The organism is Bordetella parapertussis (assembly GCF_020735925.1).
Taxonomy (GTDB): domain Bacteria; phylum Pseudomonadota; class Gammaproteobacteria; order Burkholderiales; family Burkholderiaceae_B; genus Bordetella; species Bordetella pertussis.
Genome location: NZ_CP085971.1, coordinates 435,585 through 459,285, shown reverse-complemented (window position 1 = coordinate 459,285; position 23,701 = coordinate 435,585). Strand labels below are relative to the sequence as shown.

Sequence of the window (23,701 nt, the reverse complement as noted above, 5' to 3'; positions counted from 1 at the left end):
AAGTGTGCCTGTCCCCGCGGGGACAGGCACACTGTCATACGCCATGAACACTAGCCTGCCAAGACGGTATCTGTCCCCGCGGGGCCAGGCACCCCCATGCCCCCCCGCAGCGCCCCTCCCATGACCGAAATATGACCCGTCATCAATTTCCGGGTTAGCTTTGGGTACTATCCTAGGCTTTCGGCTCGGCGGGTCCGATCATGTCAGAACAAGAATTGAAGCTGCACGTCCCGGCGGCGGCGCGGGCGGCGGTGCAGCAGCAGATCCAGCAGCGGCAGGCCGCGCGCATCCGCCTGCACGCCATGTATTTCGACACCCCCGGCCGCGAGCTGGCGCGCGCCCGCATCGCGATCCGGCTGCGCCAGGAAGGGCGCGACTGGGTGCAGACGCTGAAGATGCCGGGCGCCAATGCCATCAGCCGCGTGGAGATCAACCACCCGCGCCCCGGGCCGGTGCTGGACCTGTCCGTCTACGCCGGCACCGAGGCGCAGGCCGCGCTGACGGCCATCAAGGGCGAGCTGGGGCTGCGCTACGAAACCGACGTGCAACGGCTGTTCTGCAAGGTGCGCGGCCGGCATGGCACCGTCGAGCTGGCCTACGACACGGGCGTGCTGCGCGCCGGCGCGCTCGAACTGCCGATCTCCGAACTGGAGTTCGAACTGGTTTCGGGCCGGCCCGCGGCCATCTTCGCCATGGCGCGCAGCTGGCTGCAACGCCACGGGCTGGTGCTGGATGCGCGCAGCAAATCCGAACGGGGCGATGCGCTGGCGCAATTGGCGCACGACCTGGCCGCCGCGCCGGGCGAGGCCGATGACGCCGCGCGGGCAACGCGCGACCAGCAGGCCGTCGCCGGCTTCTGGGCGCCGCGCAACGCCGGCGCGGTCAAGCTGGACGAGTCGATGACCCCCATGCAGGCCATGGCGGCGGTAGCGGCCGAATGCGTGGACCACATCGCGCGCAACGCCGCCGTGCTGGCCGAGGTGGACACCCTGGGCGTCTATCGCGCCGGCACGCCCGAACACGTGCACCAGCTGCGCGTGGGCGTGCGGCGGCTGCGCTCGGCCTGGCGCCTGTTCGACGGCTGGATCGCCGACCCGTCCGAAACCCTCGCGCAGGGCGCCCGTACGCATTTCAGCGCGTTCGGCATGGCGCGCGACCAGGATGTACTGGCCGACACCATCATGCCCTTGCTGGCGCGCGCCGGCATGCCCGCCCTGCCCGCCGAGGCCGCGCCGTCCAACGACAATGCCCAGTCGCTGGCCGCCGACCGCGCCTTCCAGGGCTGGCTGCTGGAGCTGCTGGCCTGGAGCCTGGACGTGCCGCCCCCGCCCGCCCCGGCCGCCACGGCCGAGGCCGCGCCGGCCAGCCCCACCATCATTCCGCTGGCGCCGCCCGCCGAGGCCGCACCGCCCGCCCTGCGCAAGCGCCTTACCGGCCGGCTGCGCCGCTGGCATCTCAAGGTCATCGACGAAGGCCTGCGCTTCGGCGCGCTGGAGCTGGAGGCGCGCCACGAGCTGCGCAAACGGGTCAAGCGCCTGCGCTACGGCCTGTCGTTCGCCGAATCCCTGCTGCCGGCAGCCCGGCTGCGCACCTATCGCAAGCAACTGGCCCGCGTGCAGGACCTGCTGGGCGAGATCAACGATCTGGCGGTGGCGCGCGATTACTACCAGGCGGCGCTGCAGGCGCACCCGCAGGCCTGGTTCGCGGTGGGCTGGATCGGCGCCCGGCTCGACGGCCTGACGCCGCAGGCCCAGGAAGCGTTCGACCAGCTCGCGCACGCCAAGCCGTTCTGGAAATGACAACGCCGCCCGGACGGGCGGCGTTGCGGGCAGGCGCGAACCCCGTTCAGTCGGCCAGCAGGGCGGCGGCGAACTCGTCGGCCACGAAGGGCTGCAGGTCCTCCAACCCCTCGCCCACGCCGATCCAATAGACCGGGATGGGCCGCACGCCCTGGCTGCCGGCGGCCACGGCCGCCAGCGTGCCGCCCTTGGCGGTGCCGTCCAGCTTGGTGACGACCAGGCCGGTGAGGGTGATGGCGGCGTCGAAGGCGCGGATTTGCGCCAGCGCGTTCTGGCCGGTGTTGCCATCGACCACCAGCAGCACTTCATGCGGCGCGCTGGCCTCGGCCTTGCCGATGACGCGGCGGATCTTCTTCAATTCTTCCATCAGGTGCAGCTGCGTGGGCAGGCGGCCGGCCGTATCCACCATCACCACGCCCACGTTGCGCGCACGTCCGGCATTGACCGAGTCGAACGCCACCGCGGCCGGATCGCCGCCATCCTGCGAGATCACGGTCACATTGTTGCGGCTGCCCCATTCGACCAATTGCTCGCGCGCCGCCGCGCGGAAGGTGTCCCCGGCCGCCAGCAGCACGCTGGCGCCCTGGCGCTGGAAGGTATGCGCCAGCTTGCCGATCGAGGTCGTCTTGCCCGCGCCGTTGACGCCGGCGATCATGACCACCAGGGGCTGGGCCCGCCCCAGGTCGAAGGACCGCTCCAGCGGCCACAGATGGTCGGCCAGCAATTGGCGCAGCGCCGTCTTGACCTGCGCCGGATCGTCGATGCGCTCTTTCTTGACGCGCGCGCGCAGCGCGGCCAGCAGTTTCTCGGTGGCCTCGATGCCCGCGTCGGCCATGATCAGCGCCGACTCCAGTTCCTCGAACAGGTTCTCGTCGACCTTCACGCCGACGAACAGCCCGCCGATGTTCTGGCCGGTGCGCGACAGGCCCTGTTTGAGCCGGCTCAGCCACGAGGCCTTGCGGGGCGCCTCGGGCGCGGCCGCGACCGGTGGCTGCGGCTCGGCGACCGGTGGCTGCGACTCGGCGACAGGCGGCGACGCCATGGCCGGCGGCGCCGGCTCGGGCGGTTGTTGCGGCTGCGGCTCGGGCTGCGGCTCGGGCTGGGGGGCCGGCATCGGGGCCGGTTGCGGCTCGGCGGGTTGAGGCTGCGCAGGTGCGGCTGACCCTGCGTCCACTGCCTCCGGCGGCGGCGCGGGCTGGGCCGGCGCGGCGGGCGGAGGGGATTTTTTCTTGAAGAAGCTGAACATGGGCAAAAGTATATTCGTTTCCCTACATCCGTCCCCGCGGGGGACGCTACTATTGCGCCCAGGAGGTCCCCGTTCTTGAAACCATCCCGCCCGGGCAGCAAACCCATCCGCATCGTAGGCGGCCTTTACCGCCGCACACTCATTCCCGTTGCCGACGCGCCGGGCCTGCGCCCCACGCCCGATCGCGTGCGCGAGACGCTGTTCAACTGGCTCAACCACCTGTGGGGCGGCGAATTCGCCGACAAGCGGGTGCTGGACCTGTTCGCCGGCAGCGGAGCGCTGGGTTTCGAGGCGGCCTCGCGCGGCGCGGGCCAGGTGCAGATGGTCGAGCGCGACCGCGGCGCGGCGGCCGCCTTGCGGACGCTGCGCGACAAGCTGCAGGCGGGCGCGGTGCGCATCCATGCCGGCGACGCCATGCAGGTGATCGAGCGCATGGACGCCTCGCGTTTCGACCTGGTCCTGCTCGATCCACCGTTCGGCCAGGGCTGGCTGGAACGCCTGTGGCCACTGCTGCCCGCCGTGCTGGCCGAGGACGGACTGGTCTATGTCGAGTCCGAAACCGCGCCGGCGCCGCCGGCCGGATTCGAGCTGCTGCGCGAGGGCAAGGCCGGCGCCGTGCACTATCGCCTCTTCCAATTTGCTGCAATGCGCAAATCGATGAATAATCCGGCATTGGAGGATGGTGCAAGCCACTGAACAAAAGGTACGGAGCCCCTATGATCATCGCTGTTTACCCCGGCACGTTCGACCCGCTGACCCGAGGCCACGAAGACCTGGTCCGCCGTGCGGCCACGCTCTTCGACAAGGTCGTGGTGGGCATTGCACACAGCCGCAACAAGAAGCCGTTCTTCACCATCGAGGAACGCGTGGATATCGCACGCGAAGTGCTGGGCCACTATCCCAACGTCGAGGTGCACAGTTTCGGCGGCTTGCTGAAGGATTTCGTGCGCGACCAGAACGGCCGCGTCATCATCCGCGGCCTACGCGCGGTGTCCGATTTCGAGTACGAGTTCCAGATGGCCGGCATGAACCGCCACCTGCTGCCCGACGTCGAAACCATGTTCATGACGCCGTCCGACCAATACCAGTTCATTTCGGGCACCATCGTGCGCGAGATCGCCCAGCTGGGCGGCGACGTCAGCAAGTTCGTCTTTCCGTCCGTCGAGCGCTGGCTGCAGGCCAAGGCCAAGGAACGCCGCGAGCAGTCCGCGCAGGGCGGCGCCTGAGGCATCCGCGCGGGCGGGCTACAATCGGCCTGTCCGCCCCCCGCCTGACCCGCCATGGCCCTCAAGATCACCGAAGAATGCATCAATTGCGACGTTTGCGAGCCACAGTGCCCGAACGAAGCGATTTCCATGGGCGCGGACTATTACGTCATCGATCCTGATCGCTGCACCGAATGCGTCGGCCACCACGACGAACCGCAATGCAAGGTGGTCTGCCCGGTGGAGTGCATCGAACTGCATCCCCAATGGCAGGAAGGGCAGGAACAACTGATGGCCAAGTACCGTCGCCTGACCGGTGCCGCATGAACGGCGCCGACTCCGCCTCCTCCCCCCTCGCGGCGCGCCGGCCTGTCACCGGCGCGCTTTCGTTGTCGGCCATCGTCGCCGGGCTGGTCGCGGTGCTGGTCAGCTTCGGCGGCACGGCGGTGCTGATGGTGCAGGCCGGCCATGCCGCCGGCCTGGACGCCGCCCGCATCGGATCGTGGCTGGGCTCGATCTGCCTGGCGCTGGGCGTGGGCGGCGCGCTGATCAGCCTGCGCAGCCGCATGCCCGTCGTGTTTGCCTGGTCCACGCCGGGTGCGGCCCTGCTGGTCACGGGGCTGGTGGGCGTGCCGTTCGACCAGGCGGTCGGCGCTTTCGTGCTGGCCGCGGCGCTGACGCTGGCCTGCGGCGTGTTCGGCTGGATCGATCCCATCGTGCGGCGCATTCCGGCCGAGCTGGCCGCGGCCATGCTGGCCGGCGTGCTGCTCAATTTCGGCATGGGTATTTTCGGCAGCATTGCGGCCCAGCCGGTGCTGGTCCTGTCGATGTGCGCGGCCTACCTGCTGGGCAGGCGCTGGGCGCCGCGCTTCGCGGTGCTGGCGGTGCTGGTCGTGGGCCTGGCCGCGGCCAGCAGCCTGGACCTGCTGCGCCTGGGCCACGTGCAATGGGCCTGGACCGAATTCGTCTGGACCACGCCATCGTTCACCTGGCAGGCCGCCATCAGCCTGGGCATTCCGCTGTTCGTGGTGGCCATGGCCTCGCAGAACCTGCCCGGCCTGGCCATCCTGCAGGCGGCCGGCTATCGGCCGCCCGCCTCGCGGCTGGTCGGCCTGACGGGCCTGGCCGGCCTGCTGGCGGCGCCGTTCGGCGCCCACAGCGTGACGCTGGGCGCCATCATCGCGGCGCTGTGCGCCGGCCCCGAAGCCCATGCCGATCCGGGCAGGCGCTACGTGGCCGCGGCCACCTACGGATTGACCTACGTATTGCTGAGCGTGGCCGCGGGCGCCGTGGCCGTGTTCTTCCAGGCCCTGCCGGGCGCATTGATCGCCGCGCTGGCCGGGCTGGCGCTGCTGGGCGCCATCATGGGCGGCATGACGACCGCCATGGCCGACCCGCAACGGCGCGAAGCCGCGCTGGTTACCTTGCTGGCCACCGCCTCGGGCATCAGCTTCTGGGGCATAGGCTCGGCCTTCTGGGGCCTGGCAGCCGGCCTGGCGACGCACGGCGCGCTGGCCTGGCGCCGCGCGCGCAGCGCCTGAGCGCGGCCTACGACGGCCAGCGCACCTCGGCCATGTCGGGGTGCACTTTCAGGATCCGGCACGGCACGCCCACGTGGTTGGATATCCACGCCGCCGCCAGCTCGCCTTCGTCCACCACGTCGACCGTCTGCTCGCCCACCAGCATCTGGTAGCGCACGCTGTCGTCGTCCTCGATCACGTCGAGCGGAATATCCAGCCGCAGCATGCCCGGCGCCTTCAATACCAGGTAACCCATGCGCAGCTCGACCGATACCTCGGCCAGGCGCGGGCACAGGTCGCGGTTGAGCCACTGCCCCGCGTCGTTGGCCACCAGCCAGCGCTTCTGGTAGGCAGCCGCTTCGGACTGCGTGGTTGCGCCGCATTCGGCGATGGGTTGATAAGCGGTGGTGCTCATTTGCCCAGGATCCCCTTGAGTGCCTTGTCGATATTCTTCGCCGGACTGCCGGACGCGCCTTCGCCGCCGGTCAGCGCTTCCTTGAGCTGCTTTTCCAGGCCGCGCTTGAGCGCTTCGCCGGCCACTTCGCGCCACTGCAGCGTGTAGACGGGCTTGTCGAACGGGCCGGTGATCAGCAGCGGGATGGTCAGGTTGCGCAGTTCGGCCAGGTCCTTGCCGTCCTGGCCGGTGGACGTGTTGACCACGCGCACGCGTGCCACGAAATCCAGCTCGCTGCGCACGAAATCGATGTTGGCCGGGTTGCCCTGGTTGACGCGCAGCAGCGGCGCGGCCATGTCCAGGCGCTTGACGGTGGCCACGCCCTTGTTGAACACCAGGTCGCTTTCGAGCGAGGTGAAATCGGTCTGCCGGGTCTGGTCGTCCTGCACGGTGGGGTCGTGCGCCTCGCCGCGGAACATCGCCTTCAATTCGCGCAGCGTCTGCGCCACGTTGATGCCCTTGATGGCGCCGTCGCGCAGCCGCACCTGCATGGTGCCGGCCAGGCCGCTCTTCATGGCGTAGGTATTGGCGCCGGCCGTCTTGAGGTCGAACGCCAGGCTGCCCGTGCCGCTGAGGGTGTCCTTGCCGGCCAGGTCGGAAAGCAGGGGCTGGATGGCGATGCCGGCCAGCGACATCTTCGCCACCAGCTGGTTGCCGTTGACCGCGTCCACCGACATCACCCCGCCCAGCTTGCCGCCGTACAGCGCCGCGGTCAGGGTGGAGATGTCCAGCTTGCCCTTTTCCAGCTTGATGTTCGCCGCCACCTGCTCGGCCTTCAGGCCGCGCATCACGAGCTGGCCGATCTTGATGGTGCCGCTGGCGGTCGGCCCCACCAGGCCCGACAGGTTGATGCTGTCATCGGCCGCGGCCGGCGCCGGCGCGGGCTGCGGCTTGGCCGGCGGCTTGGATTCGTCCTGCTTGCCATCGCCGGCCGGCTTGGGCGGCGCGCTGGCGCCTGCCGGCGGCGCCAGCTTGTCGAGATCCAGCGTATCGACGGCCAGCGCGAAGGTCACGCGCGGCACCGCCGACAACGCCACGATATCGGCGCTCAGGTCGAACTTGCCGCCTTCGAGCACGGCGTTGATCCTGGCATTGGCCTGGTCCTTGAGCAGGTTGGCATTGACGCTGCCGATGACCGGGATCTGCAGGCTGCCCTTGGGCAACCCGGGATCGGTGATGTTGACGTCGCCCTTGAGCGCCGACAGGCCGATACTGCGCTGCAGCAGGTTCAGCGTGACCGGCGAGGCGAACGCCGACTTGACCACCCGCTCGCCCTGCTTGAGCGTACTGTCCAGCTTCGCCTCCTTGATGTCGAGCTCGCCAGCGTTGCCGCTGATGCCGTTCAGGCCGAAACTGGCGTCCAGTTCCTGGGTGCGCACGCGTCCGCTCAAGGCGTCGCCGCTGGCGTTGGTGGGCGAAATGTTCAGCGCGGGCGCGTCGACCGCCAGCTCGAAGGGGCCGCCGGGCATGGCGCCCTTGGCGCGCACCGCCAGCTTGTCGATCTGCAGCTCGGTCTTATGCGGGTCCACGGCCAGCTTGGGCATCGCCACGCTGGCCTCGACATTGGTCAGCTTGGTGGCCGTGTCGACGATATCGCCCTGGAACAGGATTTCCAGGCCGGCCACGTCGAGCGACGAGGTCATGCCATTGAACGCCACATTGCCGCGCGCGGCCAGGCTCTTGGCCTGCGCGCCGGGCAGCCGCCCTTCCATGCGCAGGTCCAGCCTCTGCGCCGCATAGCGCTTGGCCAGCGGATCGAGCGTCAGTTGCGCCTGGCCCGTGAGGCCGGCGTCCACGCGCGGGTTGCCGCCCTCGACCCGCGCCGACAGGCTGACGTCGAACGGCTGGTTATAGGTCACCCGGCCGGTGGCCGCGTTCAGCTTGGTGATGGCCACGGCCATGCCGCTCATGGCGTCCTGCAGCTGGATCTCGCCATCCTTCAGGTCCAGGCCGGCGATATCGATCTGCATGCTCTTGGGCGTGCTGACGGTGCCGTTGACGATGGCCTGCGCCGTGCCGGTGATCGCGCCGGCGGTGGCCTCGGCGGCGTTGCCGGGCACGTCGGTGCTCTGGACCGAGCCGCCGACCAGGTTCTCGAAGTTGAAATGGCCGTCCTTGCCGCGGATGACGCGCGCCTTGAAGCCGTTGATGGTGACGTGATCGACCACCAGGCTGTTCGACAGCAGCGGCCACACCGCCACCGCCAGCCGCATGCTGTCGATGGAGGCGAAGACGTCGGGGCTGTTCGGTTCGGACAGTGATACCCCCTGCACCGCCAGGCCTATGCGCGGAAACAGCGACAGTTCGATCTCGCCTTCGATGTTCAGCGTGCGCTCATAACGCGCCTGCACCGCCTCTTCCAGCTTGTACTTGTAGGCGTTGGGATCGAATGTCAGCAAAAAGATGGCCAGGCCGACGACGGCCACGACAACCAACACCACCAGGCCAATCACAATTCGCTTGAACCACGTTTTCATTGCTGCCCCGTCGAGACCTCGACTTGGAATGTTCCTGAGAAAGCCTGCCGCGCCGAAGCGGACAGTCGCATACGCGCCCGCACCGCCCTGCCCGATCCGCCTGCTCCGCGCGGCGGGTGGCTGGCGCCCGCCATGGCCAAGCATGGGCCAGGGCAGGATTTCGATTGGGGGTGGAACGTCGGCGAGCCTGAGGTCCGGACGCAGTGCGCCGGAATACCGCTATCGTAACAAATCAGGGAACGAACCCGCATTCGCGCCCCCTGGCCGCGCGACCCGTTCGAGCATAAGGGAATCCCGCGACGCTCGGAAGTAAGCTCTTGCTGATATTTCAGACGAGAAGAAAGCACTTTTCTACGACATTGGATATCGCCTGTCGTTCAATATTTAGGTGTTGACCTAAGTATAAGAGCCGCCCTAGACTGGATGGCATGCCCAATCAAGCTGCCCAGCTCAGCCAGGTCTTCCAGGCCCTGTCCGACCCTACCCGGCGCGCCGTACTCGAGCGCCTGTGCCAGGGGTCCGCCGCCATGAGCGAACTGGCGCGGCCATTCAACATGGCCCTGCCTTCGTTCTCGCAGCATCTGGACGTCCTCGAGCGCTGCGGCCTGGTGCGATCCCGGAAAAGCGGCCGCGTGCGCATCTACACCCTTGCGCCGCAACCGCTGGGCATGGCGGAACACTGGATGACCCGGCAACGCGCGATCTGGGAGCGCCGCCTCGACCAACTCGACCTGTATCTACAGGATCTGAAGGAGCAGAAGCGATGACCCGACAGCATTCCACACAGCCCGACCCCAAGCTGGACCTCGTCCTCGAACGCACCATCGATGTGCCGCCCGCCCTGGTCTGGCAGGCCTGGACCCAGCCCGAGCACATCAAGCACTGGCTTACTCCGGCGCCCTGGCAGACCGTCCGCTGCGACGTAGACCTGCGCCCAGGCGGACGCTTCCGTTTCGTGATGCGCTCGCCCGAGGGCGAAGAACACACCCACGACTGCTGCTACCTGGAAATCGTCGAAGGCAGCAGGCTGGTCTGGACCAACGCCCTGCTGCCCGGCTTCCGGCCGGCGGCGGCGGCGACGTACCGGCCTTCACCGCCGTCATCCGCATCGAACCCCACGACCAGGGCACGCGCTACACGGCCACCGCCATGCATGGCACGCAGGCCGGCTGCCGCCAGCACAGCGACATGGGTTTCCACGACGGCTGGGGCGCGGCGCTGGACCAGCTGGTGGCGCACGCCCGGAATATGCAGCAGGCAAGCTGAATACCGGCCGCCTCAGAAAAAAGCCCTCCGCTGGAGGGCTTTTTCGTGGGCCGCCCGACATTATCCAGCGGCCTGTGCCAACTTCTTTCGTACCGTGATGCCGCCAGGCGTGAAGTACACCGAACTGCTGCCCTTGGTTTTCAGCTCCCAGAGCGATTCGTGCATGTACATCAAATCGGAAGGCAGATATCCGCCGCCGACGACCGCGCGATAGACTCTGTCGCGGAAAGAGTCGATGGTTTTGGCCTTGACCCGGAACACCCTGACCTGCTCCTCGGGCACGGGCTGGCCGCTCATCAGCTTGTTGAAGGTAATCGCCGCGACCACGCCGGTGGTCGGATCGAGCAGCAACCTGTTATTACCCGATTTGTACATGATCTGCGCGTGGTTGCCGACCGCGCCGCCGTCCACGCCTATCGGACGTATGCCTTTTTCCTTCAGGCCGCCGTAGAGATAACCCATGAGGAACACCAGGTTCCCGCAATTCAGGTGCTGGGATTTCTCGATCGCCTCATAGGCGACCGCGGACGAGCTGCCATATTCGGCGAAATTGGCGGCAGCCACCGTCGCCAGCACCGCGCGCAGCGTGGGCTCGTCGACGGCCCCGAAGTCCTCGCCCAGCACCTCTGCCAACTCGGGCTGGCAGGCGGGCAGTATGCCGTCGACGCTGCCGGTCCGCCGCACCGTGCTCATCGCCTGGTCGTCCAGGCACTGCAACACGACTTCGTCGAAATGTTCGGGCTCGTCCTGGCGGGCATACAGCGCCGCCGCGACCGCTACGGCCAGCGCCACGACGGCGGTGGCCAAATATCGCTTCTTGATCATCCGTATATATATGCTTATCGCGCGCCGCGGCCATCGACAAACTCGCGCGTGTCTCGCGAGCGGCGGCGCAATCACATTTTGCGCTTGAATATCCGGACAAGTTTACCGCACCGAAAATCGGTATCCGCATAATATGCCTTCATTATGCTCAATACCGCCCTACGCTATTTTCTGGAAGTCGTCGACGCCGGCTCGCTGACCCTGGCCGCGCAGAAGCTGCATGTCGCCCCGTCGGCGGTCAGCCGCATGGTGCGCAAACTGGAGGACGAGCACCAGGCCCAGCTGTTCGAGCGCCACGCGCGCGGCATGGTGCTGACCGAGGCCGGCCAATTGCTCAAGGCCTATGCGCGGCGCGCCTCGCTGGACGCCGAGCGGGCCCGCGCGGAGATCCGCGAGCTGAGCCAGATCGGGCAGAAACTGATCCGCGTCTCGGCCAACCAGGCGTTCGGCCGCGAGCTGCTGCCACGCGTCATCGGCGAGTTCCGCGAAATCGAACCGACGGTGCGCTTCGAGCTGAATATCCTGCAGTCGTCCGAGATCAACCGCCGCGTGCGCGAGGGCGAGGACGATATCGGCCTGAGCTACAACCTGGCCCCGCCGCAGGATGTGCACGTGCAATACGCGCGCCGCATGCCGCTGTTCGCCGTGATGGCGCCGCAGCACCCGCTGGCCGGCCGCGACATGCTGTCCATGCAGGACATCGGCGACTATCCGGTGGTGCTGATGGGGCCGGGCAGCACCAATCGCTTCTTCATCGACCTGTGCTGCATGCATGAAAAGATCGAACTGAACATCGCGATGACCTGCAACAACCAGGGCGCTATCCAGACCTGCTGCCAGCAATGGGGCGCGATCAGCTTCTCGGGCGACCTGACCGTCATGACGCCCACCGAGCGCGGCGAGCTGGTGTCCATCCCCATGGCCAACAGCGAGCTGCACCAGCGCATCATGCACATCCAGACCATGGCCGGCCGGCAACTGCCCGCCAGCGTCGGGCGCTTCGTGCAGGCGCTGGCCTCGCGCATCGACGCCTCCTACGCCGACCCGGCCTGGCTGGCCGCCGGGCGCGGCTCGGGCGCGCTGTGAAGGGTGCAAGGGTGCCTGTCCCCGCGGAGAGGCCCGGGTGCCTGTCCCCGCGGGGACAGGCACCCCGCACAGTCGCCCGCGGCGCGAACGCCGCTACAGCCCCTCGGCCCAGTCCGGCTCCTGCCAGGCGGCCGCGTCGTCCAGCGGCCAGACCGGCCGCGGCAGGCGCTTGAAGGCGATCTGCTTGAGGTTGGGCGTGGTCAGGCCCAGGCTGTCGACGTCGTGGATGCGATCGTCCGGGAAGAACTCGTCGAACCCCGCGCGGTAGTGCCCGCGGCTCTTGACCACCACATGCCCGGCCCGCGCGATGTCGATACCGTGCATCTCCAGCATGGCCGGCTCGGCCAGTTGCCGGCGCAGGCTGCCCACCACCACGCGCATGCCCGAGTCGACCAGCTCCAGCAGGCAGGACGCCCCCAGCGAGAACTTGCGGCCGCGCAGGATGCCGCGCCGCCCCATGCCCTCGCCGTCGGTCAGCCTGAGCACGCGCGCGCGCCTGATAGCGCCGCGCATAGTCGGTTTCGATGCGGTTGAACACCGCGTCGAACTCGGCGCCTTCGCCCAGCTGCGCGGCTTGCGCGGCCAGTTCCGGATCGACGAACACGCCCAGCACCACGCCGGGAATGCGCGCTTCGTGGAAAGCCCGCAGCAGCCAGGCCGTGTTGCCGCCGCCGCCGCCGCCCGGGTTGTCGGCCACGTCGGCGAACAACAGGGGCTGGCCCGCGGCGCGCGCCAGCTCGACCGCGCGCGCCACCTCGACCGTGTTGGCCACGTAGCGCTTGCGATCGGCCCAGCCGGCCCGCGCGATCCGCAGCGCCGCGCGGCGCGCGGCCTGCAGGTCGCCGCGCGCGGTGACGGTGATCGTCAGGCCGCACTTGGGCAGGTCCGAAAACACGAACCCCGAACACACCGAGACATTGGCGATGGGGCCTTCGTCCGGCTTCTGGATCAACGAGGCGCCCAGCGCCACCAGATCGGCATAGGGACCGCTGGAAGTCAACAAGGTCACCGACGGCGGCGTCAGGGGCAGCCGCACATAGGCCGACACCATGCGCGTGCCGCCCAGGATCTCGTGGATCATATCGGCCGCGTCCGCGGCGCGCTCGCGCTGGTCGACGTGGGGATTGGTGCGATAGGAGATCAGCCCGTCGAGCGCCTGCACGGTCTGCTCGGACACATTGCAATGCAGGTCGTGGCTGGCGACGATGGGCACCCCCGGGCCGACGATGGCCCGCAGCCGGCCCATCAGCTCGCCTTCGGTATCGTCCTGCCCCTCGGCGGAGGACGCCCCGTGATTGGCCACGTACACGGCATCGACCGGCAAGGCCGCCCGCAGGCGCGTCTCGGCTTCCGCCAGGAAACGCCGCCACACACCGGCGCTGGCCGGACCGCCCGGCGGCGCGCCGATCACGATCAGGGGCGCCGGCGTCCACGCGCCCAGCTCGTCCATGCGGGCATAGAAACCCGGCACTTCGCTGGGCAGGCGGCTGGCGCCGCGCGCCAGCCGCGTGATGTCCTCGCCCTGCTCCCAGCATTGCGCCAGGAAGTCCGCCTCGACGGACAGCGGGGAAAAGGCGTTGGACTCCAGGTGGAAACCGAGGATGGCCACTTTCGGGGCGTTACTGCTCATGAAAATCTCCGGTTCCGCTCAAGCCTTGTGCAGCGTGTAGAACAGCGACATCTGGGGCTGGAAATCCTTCCATTCGCTGCGCAGGGCCGAGACCGGATAGGTGGCGCCCAGCGGAATGTACGGCACGTCCTCGAACACTTGCAGCTGGATCTCGCGGCAGATCTTCTTCTGCGCGTCCAGGTCGGGCGCGTTGACCAGTCGATGCGCAGCTGCTCCAGGCGCTCGCTGGTGGGCCAGCCGAACCAGGCCTGCTTGCCGTTGCCGCGCATGGGCAGGTGGCCGGCCGGATCCAGGTTGTTCGGGCCGGTATTGCCGGTGAACGCCACGCTCCAGCCGCCGGCCGACACGGGCTCCTGGTTGTTGCGGCGCTGCACGGCGGTGCCCCAGTCCATGGTCTGCAGGTCCACGTTGAAGCCCAGGCGCTTGAACAGGTCGGCCGTCACCAGCGCGGCGGCGTGCCAGGTGGGAAAATCGACCGGATCGAGCAGCACCACCTTCTCGCCGTTGTAGCCGGCGGCCTTGATGGCGGCGCGCGCCTTCTCGATATCGCGCTTGCCGGTCAGCTTCTCCATGCCGGCGTCGCTGTCCATCGGCGAGCCGGGCACGAACACGCCGCAGCGGTCGCTCCAGTACTCCGGGAAATCGGCGCCGTTCATGGCGGTCATGTATTCGGTCTGATTCACCACGCTGAGCACCGCGCGGCGGATTTCCACGTTGTTGAACGGCGCATGCAGGTGGTTGAAGCGCATCACGCCTATGGTGGGCAGGCTGCGCTTGACCAGCTTGATGTTGGGGTCCTGGGTCAGGATGGGCAGGAAGTCGCTGTCGACCATCTCGACGCCATCGACCTCGTTGGCCTGCAGCGCGGCGATGGCGGTGGCGCGGTCGGGGATGATGTGCCAGTGCACTTCGTCGACATGGGCGATCTTCGGACCGGCGGCGAAGTCGGGCTTGCGGTCGTCCTTGCGCGGCACGTAACCGGCGAACTTCTCGTACACCACGCGCGAGCCGGACACCCATTTCGCGGCCGCGAAGGTGAACGGGCCGCTGCCCACCATTTCCTTGACCGCCTCGGTTTCCGGCTGCGAGGCCAGGCGCTCGGGCATGATGCACGCCATGTTGCCGGACTGACGGCCCAGCGCGTGCAGGATGAGCGGGAAAGGCTTGCTCAGCTTGAACTGGATCGTCTTGTCATCGAGCGCGGTCAGCGACTCGGTCGCCTGCATCAGCGAACGGCCCATCAGGTCGCGCTTGGACCAGCGCTTGATGCTGGCCACGGCATCCTGCGCCCGCACCGGCGAGCCGTCATGGAACGCCAGGCCGTCGCGCAGGGTGATCTTCCACAGCAGGCCATCGTTTTCGCTGGTATGGCCGGCGGCCATCTGCGGGCTGGGCAGGTACTGCGAATCCAGGCCGAACAAGGTGTCGAACACCAGTTGCGCGTGCACCTGGGTCATCGCCACGGTGGTGAACATCGGGTCCAGCAGCGCCAGGTCGGCCTGCGGCACCCAGCGGAACGCGCTCTTGCCCGGCGCGGCCCAGGACATGCCGGGCAAGGCCCAGGCGGCCGCCGTAGCGGAGGAAGCCAGCAGGAAACTTCTACGATCCATTGTCTATCTCCCAGATAAAGGAAAAACGATCCCGGGCCGGGCGGCGTCCCGACGGACGCCCGCCAGCCCTAATACGCGCCGCCGATGCGGTGCCGCGCCACGAAATGCCCCGGTCCGACCTGCTCCAGCGGCTTGACGACGGGCTCGTCGCCCACCGGCCGGGCCGGGCTGGGCAACTCGCTCAGTTCGAGCGTGATGCTGCGCCGCGCGCCGGGGTCGGCGATCGGCACGGCCTGCATCAATTTCTTCGTATAGGGGTGCTGCGGGTTCTCGAAGATGGCCTGGCGCGGGCCGATCTCGACGATCTGGCCCAGGTACATCACCGCTACCCGGTGGCTGATCCGCTCGACCACCGCCATGTCGTGCGAGATGAACAGATAGCTCACGCCCAGGTCGCGCTGCAGGTCGATCAGCAGGTTGACGATCTGCGCCTGGATCGACACGTCCAGCGCCGACACCGACTCGTCGGCGATCAGCACCTTGGGATCGACCGACAGCGCGCGCGCAATGCAGATGCGCTGCCGCTGCCCGCCGGAGAACTCGTGCGGCCAGCGCTGCATCATGGCCGCGTCCAGGCCGACCCGCTCGAACAGCTCGGCCGCCCTGCGGTCGGCCTGCGCCCCGCTGTACAGGTTGTGGATCAGCATGGGCTCCTTGACGCAATCGCCCACGCGCATGCGCGGGTTGAGCGAGGCGAACGGATCCTGGAATACGAACTGCATGTTGCGGCGCAGGGCGCGCAGCGAGGCGGGATCCTCCTGGCGCACCGGCTTGCCGTCGAACTCGATCTGGCCGCGCGTGGTCTTGGCCAGCCTGAGCAGGGACCGGCCGGTCGATGTCTTGCCGCAGCCCGACTCGCCCACCAGCGACAGGGTTTCGCCGGCATGCAGGTCGAAGCTGACCTGTTCGACGGCATGCACGCGCTTCTTGACCCGCGCGAAAATGCCGCCGCGCACATCGAAGCGCGTCACCAGGTCGCGCACCCGCAGCACCACCTTGTCCGATGGCGCCACGGCGGGCGGCTCGGCCTCGTGGCGGGCCTGCGCGTCGCTCAGCAGCGCGAAGCGCGCCGGCGCCGTCGTGCCCTGCATGGCGCCCAGGCGCGGCACCGCCGCCATCAGCGCCTTGGTGTAGGGATGGCTGGGCGCATTGAACAGGCCGTGCACGTCGTTGTTCTCGACCACGTCGCCCTTGCGCATCACCAGCACGCGATCGGCCACTTCGGCCACCACGCCCATGTCGTGCGTGATGAAGATCACGCCCATGTCCATCTCGCGCTGCAGTTCGCGGATCAGCTGCAGGATCTGCGCCTGGATCGTCACGTCCAGCGCCGTGGTCGGCTCGTCGGCGATCAGCAGCGCCGGCTTGCAGGACAGGGCCATGGCGATCATGACCCGCTGGCGCATGCCGCCCGACAGCTCGTGCGGGTAGCGGCCCAGGATGCTGGCCGAATCGGGAATGCGCACCTGGTCCAGGATGCGCTTGGCCGCCGCCTGCGCCGCCCTGGCGTCGCAGGCCTGGTGCAGGCGGATGGCCTCCACGATCTGCGCGCCCACGGTGAACACCGGATTGAGCGAGGTCATGGGCTCCTGGAAGATCATGCCCAGGTCGTTGCCGCGCATGGCGCGCATGCTGTCCTCGGAGGCGGCCGCCAGGTCCACCGCCTCGCCCGCGCCGCGATAGAAGGTCATGCGCCCGCTTTCGATGCGTCCGCCGCCGAACTCGACCAGGCGCATCACCGCCAGCGAGGTCACCGATTTGCCCGAACCCGATTCGCCCACGATGGCCAGCGTCTCGCCGCGGTCCACGTGCAGGCTCAGCGACTTGACGGCGTGAAACGTATGGGCGCCGCGGCCGAAGGCGATCGAGAGGTTTTCCAGCTCCAGCACGCGCCGGCTTTGTGTCGTCGTTGTGGTCATCGATCAGATCCTCTTGGCCATGCGCGGGTCGACCGCATCGCGCAACCCGTCGCCCAGCATGTTGATCGCCAGGATCGTGATGGACAGGAACACCGCGGGGAAGGCGATAAGATGCGGCTTGATCTGCCACAACGCCCGGCCTTCGGCCATGATGTTGCCCCACGACGGCACCGACGGCGGCACGCCCGCGCCGATGAACGACAGGCTGGCCTCGGCCAGGATGGCCACGCCGCAGATGTAGGTGGCCTGCACCATCAGGGCGGCCAACGTGTTGGGGAAGATATGCCGCGCGACGATGCGCAGGCGGCTGGCGCCCGCGGCCACCGCCGCCTCGACATACGGCTGCTCGCGCAGCGACAGCACCAGCCCGCGCACCAGGCGCACCACGCGCGGCACTTCGGCGATGGTGATCGCGATGATGACGTTCTGCAGCGAGGCGCGGGTCAGCGCGATCAGCGCGATCGCCAGCAGGATGGTGGGAATCGACATGAAGCCGTCCATGATCCGCATGACCACCGCATCGACCCAGCGCACGAAACCCGCGGCCAGGCCGATCACCACGCCGATCACGGTCGACAGCGCGGCGACGGTGAACCCCACGATCAGCGAGACGCGGGCGCCGTAGATCACGCGCGAGTACACGTCGCGGCCGAGCAGGTCGGTACCGAACCAGAACTGTTCGCTCGGCGCGCGGGTGCGGTGGATGGGCGAGAGCGCGGTGGGGTCCACCGTGCCCAGCCAGGGCGCGCAGACCGCCATCAGGAACAGCAGCAGGAGCAGCCCGCCGCCCACCGCCGTGGTCGGGTGGCGCTTGAGAAAACCGGCAATATTGCTCATCAGTATTTGATCCTCGGGTCGAAGGCGCGATAGAGCAGATCGACCAGCAGGTTGACCAGCACGTACATGAAGCTGAACAGCAGGATCACCCCCTGGATGACCGGGTAGTCGCGCCGCAGGATGGCGTCGACCACCAGCCGGCCCAGCCCGGGGATGGAGAACACGGTTTCCGTCACCACGGTGCCGCTGATCAGCAGGGCCACGCCGCTGCCGATGACGGTGATGATGGGCACGGCCGCGTTCTTGAGGGCGTGCCGGAACAGCAGGCCGCGGTTGCCCACGCCCTTGGCGCGCGCCGTGCGGATGTAGTCCTGCGACAGGGTTTCGAGCAGCGTGGCGCGCGTGATGCGGGTAATCAGCGCCACGTAGACGCTGCCCAGCGCCAGGGCGGGCAGCACCAGGGTGTGCACCGAGGCCCAGAAACCGGTGGCCAGCGGCACATAGCCCTGCACCGGGAACCAGCGCAGCTGCAGGCCGAAGATCCACGCCAGCAGGTAGCCCACCGCGAACGACGGCACGGAGAAGCTGAACACCGCCAGGACCATGATGCCGCGGTCCTGCAGGCGGTTGTGCTTCCAGGCCGCCAGCGCGCCGATGGGGATGGCGATCACGACCGAGACGAGCAGCGTCATCAGCATCAGCGAAAACGTGGGAACGAGCCGCTGGCCGATCATGTGGCTGACCGGCAGGCCGGTGAACAGCGAGGTGCCCAGGTCGCCATGCAGCACGTTCCAGCCCCATTCCGCGAAGCGCTGCAGGAACGGCTGGTCCAGGCCCAGGGTGGCGCGGATGCGCGCGATGTCCTGCGGCGTGGCGTCCTCGCCGGCCAGCAGGGCGGCCGGGTCGCCGGGCGCGAGGTCCAGCAGGCCGAAGACGAACAGCGCGACGAACAGCATGACGGGCAAGGTCATGAGCAGCCGTCGCAATGTGTACGAAAGCATTGAATCCCCTTCCAGTGAGAACGGGCCATCGGCCCGGCCGCTGTCGGCGCGGACCGGGCACGCCGGGCCGCAACGACCTGCGGCGCATTCTAGATAGGGGGGGAGCATTCCAACCATATCAATATTCTTAAAAAAGCATTGCCTTTATTAGAACTCTCATGCAAAGCCTTGCCAGCGCTGGGCACGCGTGGACAGGGGGCGGCCGTCGCCTAGGGTATCCCCCTATGCGCGCGGACCAGGGAAACGCCCTGTTCAGCCGGCCCGGGCGTGCCGGCACTCTTCGCGCAGGGCCTCGGCGAACAGCCGGTGGGGCGCGCTGCCCTGGCTTTCGTGGCGCATGAATACGGCGATCGGCGGCAGGTGCCAGGTGAACGAGAACGGCACGATGGCCACGCCGGCCACGCTGACCAGTTCGTCGGCGATGTCGGCCGGCACGATCGACAGGGCCCGGTCGCTGGCGGCGATCAGTTCGCCGATCAGCTTGGCCGAATGGCATTCGGTGGTGGTGGCGGGCGGCCGGATGCCGGCCTGCATGAACAGGCTGGCGACCTGGTCGCGCATGGCGGTCTGCGGCACGCCCAGGATCCAGTCGAGCTCGGCCAGGGCGCTCCAGTCGAGCGCGCGGCGGGCCAGCCGCGCGGCCAGCCGGCGGCTGGCGATCAGGCGCGGCTGCTGCACGTACAGCGGCTCGAAGACAATGCCCTCGACGTCCAGCGCCGGGCCGGCCCGCGCCACCACCACATCCAGGCTGTGGTCGCGCAGGCCGGCCAGCAGCTTGCCGCTGATGCCGTCGTGCACGCTGGCGGCCAGCCGATGGTCGGCGCGCTGCGCGCGCCCGATGGCCGCAGCGATCAGGCGGCTGGAGACAAACGGCGTCACGCCCAGGTGCAGGCGCGCCGTGTAGCCCGACGCGGATGCCCCCATGTCGTCCACCAGATGGCGCAGGTCGTGGATGATGGCCTCGGCGCGGGCCAGCACCACCAGGCCCAGCGGCGTGGGCGTCATGCCGCGCGCGGTGCGCTGGAACAGCGGCGCCCCGAACATGTCCTCCAGTTCGGCCAGGGCATTGGTGACCGCCGGCTGGCTGGTGGACAACTGCTGCGCGACGCGCGTCAGCGATCCCAGCTGCCGCACGTGCAGCAGCAACTGCAGGTGGCGCATTTTCAGGCGCGAAGTGAGCCGGCGGACGATCTCGGCGGCGTCGACGGAAGGAGAACCAGTCATAGGGACGGAACGCAGTAATATCACTTAAAAGTTATGCCTATATCTTAAAACAAAATAGTTTGCTTATATCTTGTGCCTAGAATGGGCCATGCGTAACAGGCCGGGCGCCGCACACCGGCGCCGCCACCCTTCGAGGACGACATGAAAGACACCGACCGCCAAGCCGCACTGGACTACCACGCCTATCCGCATCCCGGAAAAATCTCGGTCACGGCCACCAAGCCGCTGGTCACGCAGCGCGACCTCAGCCTGGCCTACTCGCCGGGCGTGGCCGCCGCCTGCGAGGAGATCGTCGAGGACCCGGCCAATGTGTTCCGCTACACCGGGCGGGGCAACCTGGTGGGCGTGATCACCAACGGCACGGCGGTGCTGGGGCTGGGCAACATCGGCGCGCTGGCCTCCAAGCCGGTGATGGAAGGCAAGGCGGTGCTGTTCAAGAAGTTCGCCGGGCTGGACGTGTTCGACATCGAGATCAACGAGACCGACCCGGACAAGCTGGTGGAGATCATCGCCGGACTGGAAGCCACCTTCGGCGGCATCAACCTGGAAGACATCAAGGCGCCGGAGTGCTTCACGGTCGAGCGCAAGCTGCGCGAGCGCATGAAGATCCCGGTGTTCCACGACGACCAGCACGGCACCGCCATCACCGTATGCGCGGCCGTGGTCAACGGCCTGGCCGTGGCCGGCAAGCGCATCGAGGACGTCAAGCTGGTGACCTCGGGCGCCGGCGCCGCCGCCCTGGCCTGCCTGGACTTGCTGGTGGACCTGGGACTGCCGCTGGAGCATATCTGGGTCACCGACATCGAAGGCGCCGTCTACCAGGGCCGCACCGCCCTGATGGACCCGGACAAGGCGCGCTATGCGCAGCCGACCGAGGCCCGCACCCTGGCCGAGGTGATCGAGGGCGCGGACGTGTTCCTGGGCCTGTCGGCCGGCAACGTGCTCAAGCCCGAGATGGTGGCCACCATGGCGGCCAACCCGCTGATTCTGGCGCTGGCCAACCCCAACCCCGAGATCCTGCCCGAGGCCGCGCACGCAGTGCGCGACGACATCATCATGGCCACCGGCCGTTCGGACTACCCGAACCAGGTCAACAACGTGCTGTGCTTTCCGTACATCTTCCGCGGCGCGCTGGACGTGGGCGCGACCACGATCACGCGCGAGATGGAAAAGGCGGCGGTCCTGGCCATCGCCAGCCTGGCGCGCGAAGAACAGAACGAGGTCGTGGCCGCGGCCTACGGCACCTATGACATTTCGTTTGGCCGCGACTACCTGATTCCCAAGCCGTTCGATCCGCGCCTGATCGTGCGCATCGCGCCGGCGGTGGCCAAGGCGGCCATGGAGGGCGGCGTGGCCACGCGTCCCATCGCCGACCTGGACGCCTACGCCGAGCAGCTGCAGCAGTTCGTCTACCACTCCGGCGCCTTCATGAAGCCGCTGTTCTCGCAGGCCAAGCAGATCGTGCGCGACGGCGGACGGGCCCGCATCGTGTTCACCGAGGGCGAGGACGAGCGCGTGCTGCGCGCCGTGCAGGTCATCGTCGACGAGAAAGTCGCCAAGCCCATCCTGGTGGGCCGCCCCCAGGTGCTGCTGTCGCGCATCGAGAAATTCGGCCTGCGCCTGCGCCTGGGCCAGGACGTCGAGGTCTGCAACCCGGAATACGACGAGCGCTTCCACCAGTACTGGACGACGTATTGGGAGCTGATGTGCCGCAACGGCATCACCAAGGAGATGGCGCGCGTGGAAATGCGCCGCCGCCTGACCCTGATCGGCGCCATGATGGTGCACCTGGGCGACGCCGACGGCATGATCTGCGGCGCGGTCAGCGGCTTCCACGACCACCTGCGCTTCATCGACCAGGTCATCGGCAGAAAGCCCGGCGCCACCACCTACGCGGCGATGAACATCCTGCTGCTGGACGAGCGCACCGTGGCCCTGGTGGACACGCACGTCAATGAAGACCCCAGCGCCGAGCAGATCGCCGAGTACACCGTGGCGGCCGCCGAGGAAATGCAGCGCCTGGGCCTGGCGCCCAAGGTGGCGCTGCTGTCGCGCTCGAACTTCGGCTCGGGCAGCTCGGCCTCGGGCGCCAAAATGCGCCACGCGCTGGAGCTGGTCAACCGCCAGGCCCCCGGCCTGGAGATCGACGGCGAGATGCACGGCGACTGCGCCCTGGACGAATCGCTGCGCCTGCGCCTGCTGCCCGACTCTCCCCTGAAGGGTTCGGCCAACCTGCTGGTGTGCCCCAACGTGGACTCCGGCAACATCGCCTACAACCTGCTCAAGACGGTGGCCGGCAAGAACGTGGCGGTCGGTCCCATCCTGCTGGGCGCCAACGCGCCGGTGCACATCGTCACCTCCAGCGCCACCGTGCGCCGCATCATCAACATGGCGGCGCTCTGCGTGCTGGACGCCAACCGCCCGCAGTAAGACGGCGGGGCGGCAGCGCCAGGGCTGCCGCCCCCTCTCCCCCCTTCACGCGGCCCCGCCAGCCGCGCACCGCCGCCGGCCGCCGACGCCGCGCCCCTCCCCGCCATTCCCGCCCGCAAATAGCGCGTCCTCGCCGACGTTCCGGGCGCGCCCTCGTCGCGTTCCTTGCCTTGCTTCTTTCCCGCACATTGCACATTGTTTTTTGTCGATGTCGACAATGTGCAAGATACGGACTATGATTTCCGGACGCGTGAATCCGGCGCGTGACATCGCGGCCCTCCCCCGGCCGCCCGAGGAGACACAGACATGAGCGACATCACGGTTCGCCCGCTCGGCTACGCGGCCGGCGCGGCGGTATCGGGCATCGACCTGCGGCAGGCGCTGCAGCCGGAACAACTGGCCAGGCTGCGCGCGGCCTGGCATGAACACCTGGTGCTGGTCTTCCCCGGCCAGGACCTGAACGCCCCGCAACTGATCGATTTCACGCGCCATTTCGGCGACGTCGAGCGCAACGACAGCGTGCCCTATTACCGCGACCCCGATTACCCCGAAGTCCTGCTGGTGACGAACAAGCCGCGCGACGGCAAGCCTTTGCAAACCCGCAACACCGGCCGCAACTGGCACTCCGACCTCAGCTATACCGACCGGCCCGCCAAGGGCTCGGTACTGATGTGCAAGGAAAAGCCCCCGGTCGGCGGCGACACCATGTTCGCCAACATGTACCAGGCCTACGAGTCGCTCAGCGCGCCGTTCAAGCGCTTCGTCGACGGCCTGCACGCCGTGCACGACATCAGCCTGATCAAGGGGTTCGACCGCCGCGATCCGGAGCAGACCGCCGCGCTCAAGCGCCGCAACCCGCCCATCGCCCATCCGGTCGTGCGCATCCATCCCGAAACCGGCCGCAAATGCCTGTTCGTCAGCGACCGGGTCCGCACGTTCGTCGGCATGACCGAAGAAGAAAGCCGTCCGATCCTGGACTTCCTGAACCGCCATGCCACGTCGCCGGAGTTCGTCTACCGGCACCGTTGGAGCGTGAACGACATCGTGATGTGGGACAACCGCTGCACCTTGCACATCGCGCTGCCGGATTTCGACCAGAGCAAGCCGCGCCACATGATGCGCTGCTCCATGCTGGGCGAGCCGTCCGGCTACGTGATCGAGGACGCCCCGCTGGACGAGCAGGCCGCGCGCAGCGCGATCGCCGCCGTGTCCTGACCACGCGCACGCCGGCG

Annotated in this window: 17 protein-coding genes and 3 pseudogenes; 10 read left to right on the top strand and 10 right to left on the bottom strand. The window is 68.2% G+C overall.

Annotated elements, in window-relative coordinates:
- Positions 1–200: 200 nt before the first annotated feature.
- Positions 201–1,799 (top strand): CYTH and CHAD domain-containing protein, encoded by a 1,599-nt coding sequence (locus LK409_RS02110; protein ID WP_010927713.1) that lies wholly within the window; start codon positions 201–203, stop codon positions 1,797–1,799.
- Positions 1,800–1,845: 46 nt separating this feature from the next.
- On the opposite strand, the gene ftsY is transcribed toward LK409_RS02110, so the two are convergent.
- Entirely contained in the window at positions 1,846–3,045 is a 1,200-nt protein-coding gene (gene ftsY / locus LK409_RS02105; RefSeq protein ID WP_041937118.1) for a signal recognition particle-docking protein FtsY, read from the bottom strand.
- A 75-nt stretch (positions 3,046–3,120) separates the two neighbouring features.
- Here ftsY and rsmD point away from each other — a divergent pair, with 75 nt between their 5' ends.
- From rsmD to LK409_RS02085, 4 genes are read left to right on the top strand one after another with little or no spacing between them, the layout of a single operon-like run.
- Entirely contained in the window at positions 3,121–3,741 is a 621-nt protein-coding gene (rsmD, locus tag LK409_RS02100) for a 16S rRNA (guanine(966)-N(2))-methyltransferase RsmD (protein ID WP_003808577.1), read from the top strand.
- A gap of 20 nt (positions 3,742–3,761) precedes the next feature.
- The gene (gene coaD, locus LK409_RS02095) at positions 3,762–4,271 is read left to right on the top strand and encodes a pantetheine-phosphate adenylyltransferase (protein WP_003808574.1); all 510 of its coding nucleotides are present in this window, start codon (positions 3,762–3,764) and stop codon (positions 4,269–4,271) included.
- 54 nt (positions 4,272–4,325) lie between these two features.
- Positions 4,326–4,577, top strand: coding sequence for a YfhL family 4Fe-4S dicluster ferredoxin (locus LK409_RS02090; protein ID WP_003808570.1), 252 nt, complete (start codon positions 4,326–4,328; stop codon positions 4,575–4,577).
- On the top strand, positions 4,574–5,791 hold the full coding sequence (locus LK409_RS02085) for a benzoate/H(+) symporter BenE family transporter (protein ID WP_003808568.1): 1,218 nt from the start codon (positions 4,574–4,576) through the stop codon (positions 5,789–5,791). The genes LK409_RS02090 and LK409_RS02085 overlap by 4 nt, the downstream gene beginning before the upstream one ends.
- A 7-nt stretch (positions 5,792–5,798) precedes the next feature.
- Here LK409_RS02085 and LK409_RS02080 read toward each other — a convergent pair whose 3' ends face one another.
- Together LK409_RS02080 and LK409_RS02075 are read right to left on the bottom strand one after the other, a co-directional pair.
- Complete coding sequence (locus LK409_RS02080) at positions 5,799–6,185, bottom strand: MOSC N-terminal beta barrel domain-containing protein (protein WP_010927711.1); 387 nt, start codon at positions 6,183–6,185, stop codon at positions 5,799–5,801.
- Entirely contained in the window at positions 6,182–8,701 is a 2,520-nt protein-coding gene (locus LK409_RS02075) for an AsmA family protein (RefSeq protein WP_010927710.1), read from the bottom strand. The genes LK409_RS02080 and LK409_RS02075 overlap by 4 nt, the downstream gene beginning before the upstream one ends.
- A gap of 428 nt (positions 8,702–9,129) precedes the next feature.
- On the opposite strand from LK409_RS02075, the gene LK409_RS02070 reads away from it, so the two are divergent.
- Both LK409_RS02070 and LK409_RS22750 read left to right on the top strand, forming a co-directional pair.
- Complete coding sequence (locus LK409_RS02070; protein ID WP_003808563.1) at positions 9,130–9,468, top strand: ArsR/SmtB family transcription factor; 339 nt, start codon at positions 9,130–9,132, stop codon at positions 9,466–9,468.
- A pseudogene (locus LK409_RS22750) lies at positions 9,465–9,967 on the top strand (SRPBCC family protein). Before LK409_RS02070 ends, LK409_RS22750 begins: the two are co-directional and overlap by 4 nt.
- Positions 9,968–10,027: 60 nt before the next feature.
- On the opposite strand, the gene LK409_RS02060 reads toward LK409_RS22750, so the two are convergent.
- Positions 10,028–10,792: a hypothetical protein gene (locus LK409_RS02060; protein WP_226376503.1), complete on the bottom strand. Its 765-nt coding sequence runs from the start codon at positions 10,790–10,792 to the stop codon at positions 10,028–10,030.
- Between the two features lie 144 nt (positions 10,793–10,936).
- Between LK409_RS02060 and LK409_RS02055 the strand changes: the two genes are divergently transcribed.
- A complete protein-coding gene (locus tag LK409_RS02055; protein ID WP_003808557.1) occupies positions 10,937–11,878 on the top strand; it encodes a LysR family transcriptional regulator in 942 nt (313 codons plus the stop codon).
- A 93-nt stretch (positions 11,879–11,971) separates the two neighbouring features.
- Here the strand turns inward: LK409_RS02055 and LK409_RS02050 are convergent.
- The 6 genes and pseudogenes from LK409_RS02050 to LK409_RS02025 form a co-directional block, all read right to left on the bottom strand.
- Positions 11,972–13,508, bottom strand: a pseudogene (locus tag LK409_RS02050) (M81 family metallopeptidase).
- 18 nt (positions 13,509–13,526) lie between these two features.
- Positions 13,527–15,118 (bottom strand): annotated as a pseudogene (locus LK409_RS02045) (ABC transporter substrate-binding protein).
- Between the two features lie 68 nt (positions 15,119–15,186).
- Complete coding sequence (locus tag LK409_RS02040; protein ID WP_010927709.1) at positions 15,187–17,037, bottom strand: dipeptide ABC transporter ATP-binding protein; 1,851 nt, start codon at positions 17,035–17,037, stop codon at positions 15,187–15,189.
- 3 nt (positions 17,038–17,040) lie between these two features.
- Positions 17,041–17,874, bottom strand: a complete 834-nt coding sequence (locus LK409_RS02035) for an ABC transporter permease (protein WP_003808549.1) — start codon at positions 17,872–17,874, stop codon at positions 17,041–17,043.
- Entirely contained in the window at positions 17,874–18,815 is a 942-nt protein-coding gene (locus tag LK409_RS02030; protein ID WP_003808548.1) for an ABC transporter permease, read from the bottom strand. Before LK409_RS02030 ends, LK409_RS02035 begins: the two co-directional genes overlap by 1 nt.
- A gap of 252 nt (positions 18,816–19,067) precedes the next feature.
- A complete protein-coding gene (locus LK409_RS02025) occupies positions 19,068–20,039 on the bottom strand; it encodes a LysR substrate-binding domain-containing protein (protein WP_076879796.1) in 972 nt (323 codons plus the stop codon).
- A gap of 141 nt (positions 20,040–20,180) precedes the next feature.
- On the opposite strand from LK409_RS02025, the gene LK409_RS02020 reads away from it, so the two are divergent.
- Together LK409_RS02020 and LK409_RS02015 are read left to right on the top strand one after the other, a co-directional pair.
- On the top strand, positions 20,181–22,469 hold the full coding sequence (locus tag LK409_RS02020; RefSeq protein WP_010927707.1) for an NADP-dependent malic enzyme: 2,289 nt from the start codon (positions 20,181–20,183) through the stop codon (positions 22,467–22,469).
- A gap of 306 nt (positions 22,470–22,775) precedes the next feature.
- On the top strand, positions 22,776–23,684 hold the full coding sequence (locus LK409_RS02015) for a TauD/TfdA dioxygenase family protein (RefSeq protein WP_041937117.1): 909 nt from the start codon (positions 22,776–22,778) through the stop codon (positions 23,682–23,684).
- Positions 23,685–23,701 lie beyond the last annotated feature (17 nt).